This window comes from Pseudomonas sp. P9_31, from assembly GCF_034008235.1.
Classification (GTDB): Bacteria; Pseudomonadota; Gammaproteobacteria; order Pseudomonadales; family Pseudomonadaceae; genus Aquipseudomonas.
In genome coordinates this window covers 5,583,184-5,600,173 of sequence record NZ_CP125375.1, presented here as the reverse complement: position 1 = coordinate 5,600,173, position 16,990 = coordinate 5,583,184, and the positions used below count along the sequence as shown (strand labels likewise).

Sequence of the window (16,990 nt, the reverse complement as noted above, 5' to 3'; positions counted from 1 at the left end):
GGCTGTCTTCTAAACCGTGTGAGAGCGGAGGTGGGTGTTTACGCGACGATGGGCGGCGCGCGGGTGCGGGCGCCGGGGAAGAAGGTTTGCCGGGCGTGGCCCAGGCGGGTGAAGGGTGTGGTGAAGGTGGTTGTCTGTGGATTGTTGAAGGCGACGAAGGACTGGCCGCCAGTGAGCGCCGGGCAATTGAACAGCAGGCTGCAATAGCCGCATTTTTCCCAGAGCGCGTGATGGTCGGCTTTGGGTGGGCAGTGCTCGGCGGCGGGTTGCGCGCCATGCTCCATGGCCGACATGTCCATGGGCATGTCCATCGACATGCTCAAGGACATCGAGGCGCGCGAATCCATCGGCATCGACTGAGAAATCAGCGGACCGATAAAGATCATCAGCATGGCGAACAGGCTGATCCAGCTGCCACGCGTCAGGCTCATTGACTGACGACGTTGCACGGATGACCTGGCGCCAAGCGGGCGCATGGGCGATTTCAACGCGGGCGATTACTGAGCGTGCATATGCTCTTGCATGCCGTCTGGTGCCTCTTTCTGCACCGTGACCTCGACCGTCACATCGCCAGACTTCTCGAAGTGCATCGTCAGCGGAAAGCGCTTGCCGTCGCTCAACAGGCTGCGGTCTTTCAGCTCCAGCAGCATCACGTGATACGCCATCGGCGCGAAGGTGGCTTCGCCGCCAGCCGGAATCTCGACGCTGGGCACTTGCTGCATTTTCATCAGATCGTTTTGCATCACATGTTCGTGCAACTCGGCCTTGCCGGATATCGGCGATCCGACGCTGAGCAGCCGGTCAGCGATTTTGCCGCTGTTGTGAATCACGAAATACGCCGCGACGGTGGGCGCATTGGGCGGCAACTCTTGTGACCACGGATCGGCGATCTCAAGCTCGCCAGCCTTGTATTCGTGGGCATTGGCAAAACAGGCAGGCAGCAGCAACGCAGCCAGAACGATGAGTTTGTTCAACATGGCAGTTCTCCAGAACGATTCAAAACGCAGGTCAATTGCGAGAAGGAATCACACCAGAGGGGACGCGCGGGGGTTGAGACTGGGCCATTGCTGGCGCGGTGTCGGTGTGTCGAGCGTGGCAGGCGGCAGGCTTCGATTGGCCTCGAATCGCGCGAAATACAATTGCGGAGCATGCCCCGGTAGCGCCACTAACGGTGCGGAACCCGAGCAACACCAGCAATGTTGCATGTTGGAATGGTCGTCGCTCTGCGGAGCTTTCTGCTCGATAGCGCCGAGGGAAATCGCCACCAGCTTCGTGCCGCTGGAAGAACAGAAACTGCCCCACAACAACTGCTCGGCAGGCGATTTCGCCGTCTGCGCCATCGCTCCGGACATCGGCATGGCGAGCATGTTGAACAGCACTGCAAAGCAGGCGATCCAGGCAAATGCAAGCCGTTGTCGGGACATGAGGACAGATCCGGTTGAGTGGGCAATCAGGCGCGGCTATTTAGCCTGATCAGGGGCGATAAGTAAAAAGGCCGCGTGCGGTGTGGTGTCGCAGCAGACTTCAAACGAGTGTAGCGGTATCGATTGGAAATGCCGGATGAGTTGAGGCTAATCCACAATCCTGTGGCGAGGGAGCTTGCTCCCGTTGGACTGCGCAGCGGTCCCTTTCTTTTTTGAGATAGGGGGGCCGCTTCGCGGCCCAACGGGAGCAAGCTCCCTCGCCACAATTATTTACGCGTCCGTTAGATTGCGTTTCGCTAGCGCTGCCAGGATCTCGGCTATCCCCTCAAACTCCCGCTCAACCCCCGGCAACACCGGCCGCTTCAATACCAGCACCGGCACGCCACGTTCCCGCGCCACTTCCAGTTTCGGCTCGGTGGCGGTGCTGCCGCTGTTTTTGCTGATCAGCACGTCGATCTGCCGACGCTCGAACAGTTCGCGTTCATCCTCGATCAGAAACGGCCCACGCGCGCCGATCACTTCGCAGCGCTCATTCCCGGGATAAACGTCCAGCGCACGCAATGTCCAGAATTGCTCCGGCGGGATTTCGTGCAGGTGCTGCAATGGTTCGCGTCCGAGGGTGAACAGCGGTCGGCGGAAGGGGTTGAGCGCTTCGATCAGTTCGGCCCAGTCGCTGACTTCGCGCCAGTCATCCCCGGCTTGTGGTTGCCAGGCCGGACGCCGCAGGGCCCAGCAGGCGATGCCGCACAATTGCGCGGCGGTGGCGGCGTTCTGGCTGATTTGCGCTGCATAGGGATGGGTCGCATCCAGCAGCAGGTCAATGCCTTCATCCCGGATGAATTGCGCCAGACCTTCAGCGCCGCCATAGCCGCCGACGCGAACCTGACAGTTCAGATCCGTCGGTACACGACCGACACCGGCCAGGCTGTAAATGTGTTCCGGGCCCAGAGTCCGGGCGATGGCCAATGCTTCAGTCACGCCACCGAGCAACAACACACGCTTCATTGGAAAACTCCCGCATGGCCGACAATCCCGCCCTGGCGATCGATGGCGAACACTTCGACCTGAACCTGCGCCGGCACCACGCTGCGGGCAAAGTCCAGGGCGTGCTGACACACCGCGTCGCCGAGCGCGATCCCGGCGGCGCTGGCCATCGCCAACGCCTGCTGACTGGTATTGGCGTCGCGGATCGCTTGTTGCAACGCCTCATCGGCGCCGACCGCCGCGGCCCATTCAGCCAGTTGCGGCAGGTCGATGCTTGAATGCCGACTGTGCAAATCCATGTGCCCGGCCGCCAGTTTGCTGATTTTGCCGAAGCCGCCGCAGAGGCTGAGTTTATCCACAGGCACTTTGCGCAAATGCTTGAGCACCGCGCCGACGAAGTCGCCCATTTCGATCAGGGCGATTTCCGGCAAGTCGTAGACTCGGCGCATGGTGTCTTCGCTGGCGTTGCCGGTGCACGCGGCGATGTGCAGGTAACCGTTGGTTTTGGCCACGTCGATGCCTTGATGGATCGAGGCGATGTAGGCCGCGCAGGAGAATGGCCGGACGATGCCGCTGGTGCCGAGGATCGACAAGCCGCCGAGAATCCCCAGTCGCGGGTTCATGGTTTTCAGCGCCAGGGCTTCGCCGTCCTCGACGTTCACCGTGACCTCGAAACCGCCCTGGTAATCCAGCTCCTCGGCCAGCCGCGTCAGGTGCTCGCTGATCATCTTGCGCGGCACCGGGTTGATCGCCGGTTCGCCGACGCCCAGCACCAAGCCGGGCCGGGTGACGGTGCCCACGCCACGGCCGGCGCTGAAGCGGATGCCCGGCTCGCGGTGCAGGCGGACCTGGGAAAAGAGCAGGGCGCCGTGGGTCACGTCCGGGTCGTCGCCGGCGTCCTTGATCGTTCCGGCTTCGGCGCCGTCGTCCATCAGCCGACAGAATTCCAGGCGCATCTGCACCCGTTTGCCTTTGGGCAGAATGATCTCGACGGCGTCCGCTTCCACGCCGCCGAGCAGCAGGCGGGCGGCCGCGAGGCTGGTGGCGGTGGCGCAGCTGCCGGTGGTCAAGCCGCTGCGCAGCGGGGCGGGTTGTTCGGCGGTTTCGTCACGCATCGAGGGGTTTCGTCACGTCCAGCAAGGTAATGGGCAGCGCCTGACGCCAGGTGTCGAACTCGCCCAGCGGTTGCGCCTGAGCGACGTGAATGCGGGTCAGCTCACCGCCATGCCGTTCGCGCCAGGCCATCAGGGTCACTTCGCTTTGCAGGGTGACGGCGTTGGCGATCAACCGGCCACCGGGTTTGAGTTGCGCCCAGCAAGTGTCGAGCACGCCTTCGCGGGTGACGCCGCCGCCGATGAAAATCGCGTCCGGGCGTTCTAGCCCGGCCAAGGCTTGCGGCGCGCTGCCGCGAATCAGTTGCAGACCGGGGACGCCCAAGGCATCGCGGTTGTGTTCGATCAACAACTGCCGCCCTTCATCAGCTTCGATCGCCAGCGCCCGGCAACTCGGATGAGCGCGCATCCATTCGATGCCGATCGAACCGCTGCCAGCGCCGACATCCCACAGCAGTTCGCCGGGTGTCGGAGCAAGGCGTGCAAGGGTGATGGCGCGCACATCGCGTTTGGTCAGTTGGCCGTCATGCTGGAAGGCTGAGTCCGGCAGGCCGGCCAATCGGGACAGGCGCGGGGTGTTCGTTTCAGCGATGCATTCGACGGCGATCAGGTTCAGGTCGGCGATCGCCGGGTCAGTCCAATCGTTGGCGACACCTTCGATGCGTCGTTCGGCTTCGCCGCCCAGATGTTCCAGCACGGTGAGGCGACTCGGCCCGAAACCGCGCTCGCGCAGCAACGCCGCGATGGCCGCCGGACTCTGACCGTCGTTGCTCAACACCAGCAAGCGCACACCACTGAACACATGGGCGTTGAGCGCGGCGACGGGGCGGGCGACTACCGAAAGCGTCACCACGTCCTGCAACGGCCAGCCCATTCGCGCTGCCGCGAGGGAGCAAGAAGAGGGCGCTGGCAGAATCAGCATCTGTTCGGCGGGCACTTGCCGCGCAAGGCTGGCGCCCACGCCAAAGAACATCGGGTCGCCGCTGGCCAGCACACAAACCGGCTCGCCACGCTGTGCCAGCAATGGTTCAAGGGAAAACGGGCTGGGCCAGAGCTGCCGCTCGCCGCGAATGCACACCGGCAATAAATCCAGTTGCCGCTGGCCGCCGAAGATCCGCGAGGCGCCCAGCAGGGCGCGACGGGCGTTCTTGCCCAGGCCCTTGAAGCCGTCTTCACCGATACCTACTACTGTCAGCCAGGGTGACATCTGCCGTCCTCAAAAAAAGTCCACAAACGGACTGTTCCGACGGGCAGGCTTTTCATGCCGTCGGACAAAGCAGGCATAATACCGCGCCTTCGCCCGCGAAGCGCCTTTCCCACACAGCCGGTCGCCCCTTTGAACGAACGCCCGATGTCCACCGCCTTACGCCCCTCGGCCTGCCCGGGGTTGCTGCGTATTGTCCCGGCACTGGATGGCGGTATCTGTCGGATCAAATTGAATGGCGGCTCGATCAGCGCGGTTCAGGCTGAGGCGGTGGCCAGTGCGGCCGAACGCTTTGCCGGGGGCGTGATCGAGGCGACCAACCGCGCCAACCTGCAGATTCGCGGGATTGGCAGCGAGCAGGCGGCCTTGATCGACAGCCTGCTCGCCGCAGGATTGGGCCCGCGTACCGCGGCGGGCGACGATGTTCGCAATTTGATGCTTAGCCCGACCGCCGGGATCGACCAGCAGATGTTGCTCGATACGCGCCCGCTGGCCGAACAGACCCTCACCAGCCTGCAAAGCCATGAGCGTTTTCACCAGTTGAGCGCCAAATTTGCCGTGCAACTCGATGGCGGCGAAAGCCTGGCGATGCTCGAACATCCTCACGACCTGTGGTTGAGCGCCGTTGAGCAAGAGGGTGAGTGCGTGCTGGCCTTCGGTCTGGCGGGTTGCCCGACCCAGACTCCGTCGGGCGCGGTACGACTGGAGGACGGCCATGCGTTGGTGATCGCGGTGCTTGAGTTGTTCCTCGATCTGGCGCGTCCCGATCAGACGCGCATGCGTCATCTGCTGGCCGAATACCCGGTGGCCGGGTTTGTCGCTCAAGTGGCCAAACGTGTGCCGCTACTGTCCATCGTGAACGAGCCGCGCGTTACGAACTCAAGCGTTCTGCACTCTCGTGTTCTGCACATAGGCGCTCATCCTCAGCGTGAAACCGGTCGTGTCTATGTCGGCGCGACGCCGCCTCTGGGCCGGCTCGATCCCGCCATGCTTCGGGGCGCGGCACAACTGGCCCGTGAACGGGGCGATGGCAGTCTGCGCTTCACACCTTGGCAAAGCCTGCTGCTGCCAGATATCCACGAAGACGACGCCGCTCAAGTTATCCACAGCCTGGAAAGTTTGGGCCTGCGCTGTTCGGCAGACGATGCCTTGGCGCATCTGATCGCCTGCACCGGTTCGGCGGGTTGCGGCAAAGGCCTGTCCGACACCAAGGGTGATGCCCTGCAACTGGCGGCGTTGCTGCAACGTCACGGCCAAGTCTTTGATGTGCATCTGTCTGGCTGCGCGCGTTCCTGCGCGGCGGCGCACGTCACGCCAGTGACTTTGCTGGCCGTCTCACCCGGTCACTACGACCTCTATTTTCGCGATGCAGCGCAGCCGGGTTTCGGCGCGCTGCACGCACGCAACCTTACTATTGAAGCGGTCGCGGCCTTGCTCGACGCCCGCTCACGGAGTTCCTTTGATGCTTGATTACATCCGCGACGGTCAGGAGATCTATCGCAACTCCTTCGCGATCATTCGTGCCGAGGCCAACCTCGCGCGCATTCCGGCCGACCTGGAGAAACTCGCGGTGCGAGTGATCCACGCTTGCGGCATGGTCGAGGCCATCGACGGTCTGCAGTTTTCCGAAGGCGCCGGCAAGGCCGGGCGCGATGCACTGGCCGCTGGCGCGCCGATTCTGTGCGACGCGCGGATGGTCAGCGAAGGCGTGACCCGCGCGCGTTTGCCTGCCAATAACCCAGTGATCTGCACCCTGCGCGACGACAGCGTCCCGGAGCTTGCCCGCGAGTTGGGCAATACCCGTTCCGCCGCCGCGCTGGAACTGTGGCGCCCGCACCTGGAAGGCAGTGTGGTGGTGATCGGCAATGCGCCGACCGCGCTGTTTTATCTGCTGGAAATGCTCGACGCCGGTGCCCCGAAACCGGCGCTGATCCTCGGCTTCCCGGTGGGCTTCGTCGGCGCCGCCGAATCCAAGGCGATGCTCGCGGCGGACAGCCGTGGCGTTCCTTTCGTCATCATGCAAGGCCGGCTGGGTGGTAGTGCCATGGCCGCCGCCGCCGTCAACGCCCTCGCCACGGAGATCGAATGATGCAGCAACCTGGACGTTTGATTGGCCTGGGTGTCGGCCCCGGTGATCCGGAACTGATTACCGTCAAAGCCTTGCGCCTGCTGCGCGAATCACCGGTGGTGGCGTACTTCGTCGCCAAGGGCAAGAAGGGCAATGCGTTCGGCATCATCGAAGCGCATCTGCAGGACGCACAAACCCTGCTGCCGCTGGTTTACCCGGTGACCACCGAAGCGCTGCCGGCGCCGTTGTCGTACGAACAAGTGATCAGCGATTTCTACGATGCCGCCGGCGAAGAAATCGCCGCGCATCTGGATGCGGGCCGTGACGTGGCGGTGATCTGCGAAGGCGATCCGTTCTTCTACGGCTCTTACATGTACCTGCACGATCGTCTGGCCGAACGCTATGAAGCCGAAGTCGTGCCGGGTGTCTGCTCGATGCTCGGCGGCGCGTCGGTACTCGGTGCGCCGTTGGTGTATCGCAACCAGAGCCTGTCGGTGTTGTCGGGTGTGTTGCCCCACGAAGACCTCAAGCGGCGACTGGCCGATGCCGATGCGGCGGTGATCATGAAACTGGGGCGCAACTTCCCCAAGGTCCGTCAGGTGCTGGAAGAGCTCGGTCTGGCGGAGCGCGCGCTGTACGTGGAGCGCGCGACCATGGCCAACCAGAAAATCGTGCCGCTGGATCAGGTCGAGCCGATGTCTTCGCCGTATTTCTCGCTGATCATCGTTCCCGGTGAAAGGTGGCAAGGCTGATGGCCCATTCCGCTCCGGCGATTGTCATTCTCGGCAATGGCAGCCTCGCGACCGCACGCAAGATTGCGCAGCTATACCCCGGCGCACTGATCCATGGACTGGCCGCACGGGTGGAAGGCGCTGACCGTGTTTATCACGAGTTCGGCGCAACCCTGCGCGAGCTTTATCAACAGGACACGCCGATCATCGCCCTCTGCGCGGCGGGGATTGTGATTCGTACCCTGGCACCGTTGCTGCTGGAGAAGGGGGCCGAGCCACCGGTGCTGGCCGTGGCTGAAGACGGTAGCGCGGTGGTGCCGCTGCTTGGCGGCCTCGGCGGGGTGAATGTCATGGCGCGAGAGATCGCTGCCGGGTTGCAGGTCGCTGCGGCGATCACCACCAGTGGTGAATTGCGCTTTGGCACCTGCCTGCTCAATCCGCCCAGCGGTTATGCCCTCGGCGATCTGGAGCTGGGCAAGCGTTTCGTCTCTGACCTGCTCGCCGGGCACAGCGTGCGTATCGAAGGAGGGGCGCCGTGGTTGGATCAGGCGCAACTGCCGGAAGATCCGCAGGCGCAGCGTTCGATCCATGTCGGCACTGCCGAGCGTGAGGCGAGCGCCAACGAACTGCTGATTTATCCGCGCAGCGTCGCGGTGGCGGTGAGTGCCGAAGTGGCTGATCTGCCGAACAGGGTTCGCGCGGCATTGCAGCAGGCGAAAGTGGCAGTGCAAGCGTTGGCGTGCCTGGTGGCGGCTGATGATTTGATCGCCAGTGCGGCATTGCGTGAAGCGGCGCTGGAGCTCGGTGTGCCACTGCGCTTCGTTGCGGCGGCAGCCGATGGCGGTGAGTTGGCGCGCAGCGCGGTGCCCGATGCAACGATCATTGCGGTGGCGCAGTGCCTGGCCATCGCCGTCGCCGCGCAGCCATTGGACGTGACACAGATTGGCCGCCCGCGCGGGCGTCTGGCGGTGATCGGTCTCGGACCGGGCGCGGCCGAATTGATGGTGCCTGTCGTGAAGGCCGAACTGGCGCGGGCCACCGACGTTCTGGGTTACGAAACCTATGTGCGCATGGCCGGTCCCTTCCGCTCCGATCAGGTGCAGCATTGCACCGACAACCGCGAGGAGATGCAGCGTGCCCGTCACGCCTTCGAACTGGCGGCTCAGGGCCGTTCGGTGATCGTGGTGTCGTCCGGCGACCCGGGTGTGTTCGCCATGGCGGCAGCGGTGCTTGAGGCGTTGCACGAGTCGAGCGATCCGGCCTGGCACAACGTCGATCTGGAGATTCTGCCGGGGGTTTCCGCTTCCCTCGCGACCGCCGCTCAGGCCGGTGCGCCGCTGGGGCATGACTTCTGCGTGATGTCGCTGTCGGACAACCTCAAGCCATGGTCGATCATCGAGAAGCGCCTGGATCTGGCTGCGGAAGCGGATCTGGCGCTGGCCTTCTATAACCCGATTTCCCGTTCGCGGCCGTGGCAGTTGGGCCGTGCTCTGGAAATCGTCGCACAGCACCGTACGCCTGAAACCCCGGTGGTTCTGGGCCGTGATATCGGGCGGCCCGGCCAGACGCTGCGGGTGACCACACTCGGTGCGCTCACACCGGAGCAAGTGGACATGCGCACCATGGTGCTGATCGGCTCGTCCACCACCTGCGTGTTCCCCCGCGCCGAAGGGGGTGACTGGGTATACACACCGCGCTGGTATGGCAGCAAACCCCTCTGCTGAACCCTGGCGGCCCGTTCGGGCCGCCTTCATCACCTGAATCCCGCTATTTCCCCGATTGTTACGGCATTTGTGGGCGTAAGCCTGTTCGGTCATTTGAGTGGGATTGGGTTGTCTGTCCAGGAAGAACTTTGATCCTGCGTTGTAGGAAGTTTTACTTTGATGTCGGTGTTTTTCAAGGCGTGACAACTCATTACTTAAGATGATTGTTATGAGGTCAGGCTTATAAAGGGTTTTTCGCGGCTCTAGTGTATAGGTCGCCACTCCACGAGTTAGTGTGCATAAATCTGTAACATTGAATGTGATATTGGCTTCGTAATTAATTGAATTTCTTGTTGCTTGAGCAATGTTCAAGTGGTGGGTTAGTTTTGCTTTTGTGTTTTTGATATTGGTTGATTTTATAAAGCTTATGTAACGTTTTGCTCAATGTTGAATCTGTTGGTGTTCTCGATGCTCGTCTAGGAATGGCGACGCTTTTTTGTACTTATTGCAAATCAGTGGAGTGTGCGAGTGCCTGAACGTGGGTGTGGGATCATGAATGTCTAAAGTCGATCCCGGCTATTTATATACGATAAATGGAAGTGTTGTTTATGAGCGAGTCTAAGTTCTCGATTGCGGATGGCTACGTCAATTTTGTGGATCTGTTTAAACGTGAGGACCTTGAACAGGTCTTGATATCGCACAAGGGCACCGATCAATACGATGCGGTGTTCCGATATTACTCCGGTTGTATCGGTATGCAGGACTCTCCACAACTGTTGGAGCCGTTGGGGCTGCTCAAGCAAGCGTTGGGGGCCTTGGAGGGCGGTGGCCGGAGCCGCCGCGCCGCCGCGTCGGAACCGCCAACGAGTCCTGGCGTTGCCGGGGCTCCTGATTTGGCGGACATCTACAACAGAGTGGAGGGTTTCGAGGCACGCCTGCACAACGGCCTTGAACAGCTTAAGTTACCCGTCACCGAAGTGCCGAAAAATCTGCATTTTGTCTGGCTTGGGGGCGGCGTCGGGGAGATTCAGCGCGACTACATCAACATTTGGAAGCAGGTGATGGCCAAGGATGGCTACGGGCTGAATGTCTGGTATGACAGTGATGGGTTGCTGGTACACGAAACCAACCGAATCATTGTCGAGGCGGCAAAGGCTGATGTGTTGTCCGGTGAAGGGCAAAAGGTTACCTCCGGCCATGATTTGGCCGATCTTTATGAAGAACGAGCCACGGCGTTGAAGCGCCAGATGTACAGGCACATCAATCAGGCGATCGAACTCGGTAAGAGTGCTGATCAGGCGCGCATGGACTTACTGGTTCGCGGCTATGGTCAGGACGAGGCAATCCTGCAGACCCTGCGGGATAAAAACGCTCAAGTCATGGCCAGCCTCAATGATGGACACATCCGGTTGCGCGATGTTCATGAGCTCCAGGCATTCTCTCGGCTGGGAGGTTTTTATAACCGTGAAATGTCTTTGCGCGGCAATCTCGCGGCGGCCTCGGACATTGTGCGGGTACTGGTGGAATACGGCGAAGGTGGAATCTACAACGACGTGGATTTCTTGCCGCCGCTTGTTCAGAAACTGGCAGGCATTGCAATTAACGAACTGGAGTTCGACGCACGGCTCGGTATTTTGCAGCTGTTACTGGACCACAATCCTCACTGGATGCCGAACCGCCAGAATTTGCGCAGTCGCTATACCAACTATATCGGGCGAATCCCTGCGACGCACCGCGATGCCCTGGAGCGGTTTGCCAAAAGTGCGCCTGCGTTAGAACAGGTGTTTGCTCCACTCAAGGATCGCGATGTTCAGCCCGACAGTTTGCGGTTGGCGATGATCGACAACGGCGAGTCCAATGCGCTGATTATTAGCCATCCAGGGTCGGCCGCGCTGGAAGCCATCATTGAGCGCTTCGAGACCCACCAGCGTGTACTGCTGGCAGTTGAACTTCAGGCCGACAAGCGCAAAATCAAATACCACGATGGCAATAGCATTTATAGGTTAACGGAGGAAGTGCTCAGGGACGAATTCGATATCTTCGATCAAAAAGCCGGCGGCGATGATTTTCGGGCCAGTGACTTGTGCAGGGGGATAGGCGATTACTTCAGTGACGGCATCCGTCCCCAAGCTCAGGGCTCGATATTCTTGACGGGGCCGGGGGCTGTGCGGGCCGGTCTAGTGGACTACGAAAGCAAGCTTTTGACGCCGGGTGGCGCTGATGCATTTCGGGATGCCGTACGTTTGCACACAGGGTTCAACAACGCAACGGAGGAGGATAGGGACCACTCGTGGAAAGAAAACGCTGAGAACATGGAGGCTTGGCTCGAAGCGGAAAAAAAGCGCTGGACCGACGGCGAATTGAAAGCCCATTACAAAGGAAACATGGCAGAACTGCTCAAGCACCAGAGCATTGATTTCGATGAAGGCTGGCCGGTGATCGAGGGGCGCCATGTATTGTCCACCGACCTGTTGCAGCATCTGGCTGATGAGTTGGGTGAACCGTTCATGCGCATGATGAATCGCCGCCATAACGGTGCGGTGACCTTCGACAAGGCTGTCTCACTGAGCTTCGATGAGCGTCAGTCGATCCGCGCCCAAAGTGCCAGGACACTGCCCCCTGCATCATTGAGCGATCCGCAGACGCAACAGTTGTCGCTTGATGAACTCTTGAGTCGACTCGCCAAGGGTAGTGTCGAAGTCGCTCAGTTGAGCCCCTTGCAACGTCTGTTGCTCGGTGCCTTGACCGGCGCGCAAACCCTGGATAATCGCAGCCTTGATGCGGCTCGCCCGCAGTTGGAGAAGCTGGCCAGCAACCTCCGCGAACTGGGGACGGCGGGCCGTTACTCGGTGATCGAGTACGCGCTGTACCAGCGCCAGGCTCCGGCTTTTCTGGCCGGGCTTGTAAGCCCTGTCGATCAGCCACCGACGTATTCCGAAACCGCCTTGGGACTGAAGAAAGATGCACTGGAACAACCGCTGACTTTGCGCCAGTGGGGCAAGCAGGTCGCTAAAATTCAGCGCGTGGCGAAACTCGAATACCGCGACCGGATCAGCGAGCAAATGGGAGAAGTGCTGGCGAGCTTCGATCAAGGCAGTTTCAAAATGGTGCCACAGGACTTGTTGCTCGAAGGCGCGGGCGACCGGGTCGCCGGGCGCTGCTACCCATTGGCGCTGGCCATGGCTGCTGCTCTTCATAAAGGCAACAATGCGGCAAACACATTGCGGGAGCGCTTTTACCTGGCCGTCACTGAGCCTGAGGCCAGTGATTCAAGGGTGTTTGTGAACATGATCGAAGAGCTGCGTGATGCCCCTGTCGATGACATCGGCAAGCCATTGATGCGCTCTGAACTGACTCAGATCGTAGCGATGCTGGAAGAGAAAACAGCCACTACTACCATGATGCTCAACTCGGACAACCACTCGATGCTGGTGGCGAAAGTCTTCGAAGGCGAGCGCAGCATTTATCTTCTTTACGACCCGAACTTCGGAATCTGCGAGTTTGTTACACCCCTGGCGTTCAATGATGCATTGACGCACTTTTTCGTCAGTAAGCAGATGGCCAGGCATTACGCAGCCTTTGGCGATGCGCAGAGGCCGACCTTCGATCTGATCGAGCTCGACGGCGTCAGCCTGAACAAGATGGTGCTGGCGTCCGGTATCGAAGTGTCAAGCTTGTCCAAACCCGGCGCTTTGCCTGAACAAACGCTGTCACGGGTTCGACAACGCGTGGCCAGTGCCCGTGGGCGATCGCTGGTGAGCAATGTAGCGCTGGGCAGCTCTTTGCTGGAGTTGGATGCTCACTGGTGGGGAGAACAGATCGCCCAGGCGACAAGGCAGTTGCAGACCCAGCACCAATTATCGGCGGATGCCGTCCCGTTGTTCGAGACGTTGGAGGTTACGCCGAGCGGGGAATACAAGATCAGTCTGGTCGACCCCAAGGTTGAGCAGACCATGGCGCATGTCACGAGTGATGATCACCGGTTTCTCAGGATAAAGGCGTTTCTCTCCGGGCTTTTCGAGACGTTGGCCAGCAAACAACGGTCGCCAGTCTCCGAGTTCAATCCGACTGATGCGGGCAGTGTCCATACGCTCAATGCCGGTTTCACCATACAGGCTTTGATGAACGCGCTGCGACATCATGAAGGCGCGGCAAGTGGTGGTGACAATGCGCTGACCACCGCTATTCGCCTGCATGCTTATGTGAACTATGCCCAGCTTGCCCATGGCAATGTCGTGGATGTCATTGGCATTGTAAAACTGGTTCGCCAGGCACTGGACGATGAAAAGCTGATCGCCAGAACCAGCGCGCCACTCGTGCAAAGAGCCTTGGGGCATATTGCCAACGAAGGGGTGGGTACGGTGTTGGGACTGGTGAATGTCGGCTTTGATATTTACCAATTGAGCCACGCAGCCAATGACATTGAAAAGGCACAGTTCGGGACGCAGTTGGCGTTCGACTCCGCCAGCGTGGTATTGGCCGCTGCAGGCCTGGGTGCCGCACTTGCAGGTGCGGGTACGGTTGCTGCGGTATTGGGAGGCGGCGGGGTGATTCTGGGCGGGTTGGCGGTGGGCGTTGCTGCGCTGGCCGAAGGTTTTGCCACCATTGCGGAGGAGGCCAAGGAGGTCGCGCTGTTTTTTGATGGGCTGGAAAAGGCTTATCTGCAAGGCGGCTATCACCTGGATAAGGCGTCGAATGCCTGGATTGCACATCCATCGCTGGTATTCGCCGAGTTGGATTTGCACGCATCCACTGTCCGTTTCGACAGCCCGAAGCTGTTTCCGCTTCGGGACCATTTTGGGGTTCCGGATTTCGACGTGGATTACGCTCGCGCCACCGATATTCGCCAGGGTCTTGAATTGCCCGGCTCGGCACCTTTCTCACCGCAGGCAGGGCAAACGATCGTTCTGCCTTGCACACCCAAGACGTGGTACGGCTACGAATACAAGTTGCTGCCGTTTGTCACGTTTCGTCATGCCGGTGGATTCGACACGGCACGTCGGCTGGAGAAAAAGAACGAACAGGGGCAATGGCAGTTCCTGTTTTCGTTCTACTCATTTCCCGGTGAGTACGTGGTCAACCGGTTGAACCCCGTATACAAGCCAACGGTTTTCAACGTTCGTCTCGACAACATCGAGCGCTCTCTGGTGGTGCCCGTGCTGCCGAAGATGTGGCACGGCATGGTTTCCTACCGGATAGAAGGGGCGGGCGCTCAATGTTCTGTACTACTCAACCCGGGTGTGAGCCTCGAACTCAATGCGCCGGGTCATAATGCGATGCGCTGGGTGCTGCTGGCTCCCTGGCTGGCGGAGGCAGACATCCGGATAGAAGCCGCGGGTCGACTTGTTTCAAACACCTTGGATGTGAAATTCAGTGGCAATGGCGCTCACGATGTATTGCTCAAGCTAGCTGGCAACAAGATCATGCGCGTTGATCTTGTTGCCCTGCGGTTGGAGGTGGTCGAAGAAGATGCGGATCCGGCGCTCGGGGAGCAAGCGTTGCTGGATCATTTCAAGTCACTGGCCCTTGAGCATCGACTGGCCATGCCATATACCCCCGTTCATGAGTTTGTCGTTCCATTCGAAAAGCCGGATGAGCCCAGGACGGTGGCCGCGTATTACGACTCGGCTCGGGATCGCTTTCTGTATATACGCGATTCGAAAGTGATATTGGCCGATGAGGCCATATTGGGAGCAGTGGCGGAGGACTTTGCCTACTTCTATCACCCTGAGAGTTTTGATGTCTGGCAGGTCGACGCAACCACCGGCACGCTGGTTCAGAGCTATCGTCTACTCATACCGCAGGGCAAAGCGACCATTATCCGATGCGAGGTGACGGCCCATGGTGCTGTCCAGGTCGTGCAGCAGTTCATTCGAAAGGACGGTCAGCATGATGAACTGACCTACCTGATCCATGACCGTGCGGTGTGGCTAAGTTCGATCACCCTGGGTCTGGTTCCCGCACTCCAGCCAGTTCTGGACGCGGACAGGCTGACTGACTGGAAGCAGGTGCTGGGCGATTATATATTGCCGAGAGAATCAACGAATACCGTGAACTGGCGTCCCGGTGCACTGGTATCGATTTGTTGGCAGCTGGATGACAAGCGTCGAGATCTGATCTGGGTCCGGGACAGTGACGGCTTGACCATTCGTGCACCGGCCAGGCGTCACCGTTTGCGGGGATGGACAGACTCGATCAAGGCTTTGGCCGACCTTCTGCTCATCGCTCCCGCTGGGGTCGAGGGTGAAGTGTTTGTCACCTTCGACAAAACTGACCGAAGACTCGTGCGACAGCAAAGGTCGATAGTGAATGGTCGCGCACAATGGTCCTCCAGCGGAATCGGCCCTCAGGGGTTGAAAAATGTTGTCGCCGTTGAGCAGGGCTTTCTTGCGCTGACCGATTCCGGCCTGTTCTTTAATATGATGCCGGACGGGCATCTGCGATTGGGCGGGTTGACTGAGTCCTGGCTCAAAGATCGAACCCAATGGTGGTCCGCACTCGCAACGGTGGCGACACAGTACCCGGTGTCGAGCTTTGCCATCCTGGGCTTGACAGGCTTGCAGGGCAATGCCGGTTTGTGCGCCTGGTACCTTGATGATCGACTGCTACTCGCGGACCTGGGGCAGGGGAAAGAAGTACGGTTGCTGAGTATTACTCCGGACAACCAGACCGTCTGGCTGTTCGATCTTTCAACCGGCAAGATTGTCCGCCAAGGTTTTATCGATCCGGACCACTTGGACGCGGCATTTGCCCAGGGAACGAAGCTGTTACAGGCTGAGGCATTGCCGACCCCCATGCAGGAGTGGGCGCCCTGGACCTTTATCGACGTGACAGTGGAAGGCGCTGGCCTGAGGGCAACGACTCGTGAAGGCGTGGAGATGGATTTACAGCACAACGAACCGGCACGGATTACGGGCGTTGACAGCCATTGGGTCGCTGCACTGGAAGGTGAATTGCGTGACGGATTGGCGGCGCTGGCGAACGAACATCGATGCGCTGACTTTCTTTGCGTCAAAGACCCTGACTACTTGCAATGGTACGTGGTCCGGACCGGACGGTTGATCCGGATTCCGACAATCGACACTGCCGCGCAATACGCGCTGGTGGGCACTCAGAATCAAACCAATGTGATGCTGCACGAATACGCGGATGGTTTCTTGCACACCTATCCGCAAGAAAACAAGGTCGGGCCCCTTGTCTATATTCAGCGAAATGACGAAGTCCTAACGGTCGAAGGGCCGAAGATGGGCAAGGACCTACTCCCGTTGATTGCCGATGATGTCAGCATCCTGGTTCTCAAAATAGGTCAAGGTTCGATAACCAGTCGGCTTACCAGGGCGGCGTGGTTGAAGCTTGAATCGGTCATCGTCGATTGCCGCTATTCACTTGATCACACGCCTTCGGTCCCAGGAAAACTGATCTGGGATATCGTAGTTGTGGATCAGTTGTGGGTGAACCGGGTTGATGAACACTTGGTGATTGTTGATTCCGACAGCGGGCACAGTTTGATCTTTCGTCAGGTATTTGCGATGGACCCAGCCTTGCGCGGAGATGTATTTCTGGCAATGAGCGGCTATCAGTCCTTTGCGGTATCGACACTGGTGAGTGCACTGCTCGCCAGAAAGGACACCTCGAACAGCATATTGCTCAGTAAACTTTTGCCGGTCGGAAAAGTAGAAAAAGTCGAAAGTTAAATTCTGAAAGCTACTCACACATTGAACCTGTTCAGTGTGTGAGTGGCTGTCGATTTTTATTCATAAGGAA

11 protein-coding genes are annotated in these 16,990 nt (G+C 59.8%); 5 read left to right on the top strand and 6 right to left on the bottom strand.

What is annotated here, in order from left to right; all coding sequences use genetic code 11:
* Positions 1 to 38: 38 nt before the first annotated feature.
* The 6 genes from QMK51_RS25310 to cbiE form a co-directional block, all read right to left on the bottom strand.
* Positions 39 to 476 (bottom strand): DUF2946 domain-containing protein, encoded by a 438-nt coding sequence (locus QMK51_RS25310; RefSeq protein ID WP_258697758.1) that lies wholly within the window; start codon positions 474 to 476, stop codon positions 39 to 41.
* 21 nt (positions 477 to 497) lie between these two features.
* Complete coding sequence (locus QMK51_RS25305) at positions 498 to 977, bottom strand: copper chaperone PCu(A)C (RefSeq protein ID WP_320392382.1); 480 nt, start codon at positions 975 to 977, stop codon at positions 498 to 500.
* 48 nt (positions 978 to 1,025) lie between these two features.
* The gene (locus tag QMK51_RS25300; RefSeq protein ID WP_223483948.1) at positions 1,026 to 1,424 is read right to left on the bottom strand and encodes a DUF2946 domain-containing protein; all 399 of its coding nucleotides are present in this window, start codon (positions 1,422 to 1,424) and stop codon (positions 1,026 to 1,028) included.
* A 270-nt stretch (positions 1,425 to 1,694) separates the two neighbouring features.
* Positions 1,695 to 2,429 carry a cobalt-precorrin-6A reductase gene (locus tag QMK51_RS25295; protein WP_320392381.1) on the bottom strand — a complete coding sequence of 245 codons (735 nt, stop codon included), beginning with the start codon at positions 2,427 to 2,429 and terminating at the stop codon, positions 1,695 to 1,697.
* Positions 2,426 to 3,523, bottom strand: a complete 1,098-nt coding sequence (locus QMK51_RS25290; RefSeq protein ID WP_320392380.1) for a cobalt-precorrin-5B (C(1))-methyltransferase — start codon at positions 3,521 to 3,523, stop codon at positions 2,426 to 2,428. Before QMK51_RS25290 ends, QMK51_RS25295 begins: the two co-directional genes overlap by 4 nt.
* The gene (gene cbiE / locus QMK51_RS25285) at positions 3,516 to 4,727 is read right to left on the bottom strand and encodes a precorrin-6y C5,15-methyltransferase (decarboxylating) subunit CbiE (RefSeq protein ID WP_320392379.1); all 1,212 of its coding nucleotides are present in this window, start codon (positions 4,725 to 4,727) and stop codon (positions 3,516 to 3,518) included. The genes QMK51_RS25290 and cbiE overlap by 8 nt, the downstream gene beginning before the upstream one ends.
* A gap of 144 nt (positions 4,728 to 4,871) precedes the next feature.
* Between cbiE and cobG the strand changes: the two genes are divergently transcribed.
* The 5 genes from cobG (at position 4,872) to QMK51_RS25260 (ending at position 16,920) form a co-directional block, all read left to right on the top strand.
* Complete coding sequence (cobG, locus tag QMK51_RS25280) at positions 4,872 to 6,194, top strand: precorrin-3B synthase (protein WP_320392378.1); 1,323 nt, start codon at positions 4,872 to 4,874, stop codon at positions 6,192 to 6,194.
* On the top strand, positions 6,187 to 6,813 hold the full coding sequence (locus tag QMK51_RS25275; protein WP_007937188.1) for a precorrin-8X methylmutase: 627 nt from the start codon (positions 6,187 to 6,189) through the stop codon (positions 6,811 to 6,813). The genes cobG and QMK51_RS25275 overlap by 8 nt, the downstream gene beginning before the upstream one ends.
* Entirely contained in the window at positions 6,813 to 7,544 is a 732-nt protein-coding gene (locus QMK51_RS25270) for a precorrin-2 C(20)-methyltransferase (RefSeq protein ID WP_258700795.1), read from the top strand. Before QMK51_RS25275 ends, QMK51_RS25270 begins: the two co-directional genes overlap by 1 nt.
* A complete protein-coding gene (gene cobJ / locus QMK51_RS25265; RefSeq protein ID WP_320392377.1) occupies positions 7,544 to 9,247 on the top strand; it encodes a precorrin-3B C(17)-methyltransferase in 1,704 nt (567 codons plus the stop codon). Before QMK51_RS25270 ends, cobJ begins: the two co-directional genes overlap by 1 nt.
* A gap of 587 nt (positions 9,248 to 9,834) precedes the next feature.
* A complete protein-coding gene (locus QMK51_RS25260; protein WP_320392376.1) occupies positions 9,835 to 16,920 on the top strand; it encodes a TcdA/TcdB pore-forming domain-containing protein in 7,086 nt (2,361 codons plus the stop codon).
* Positions 16,921 to 16,990 lie beyond the last annotated feature (70 nt).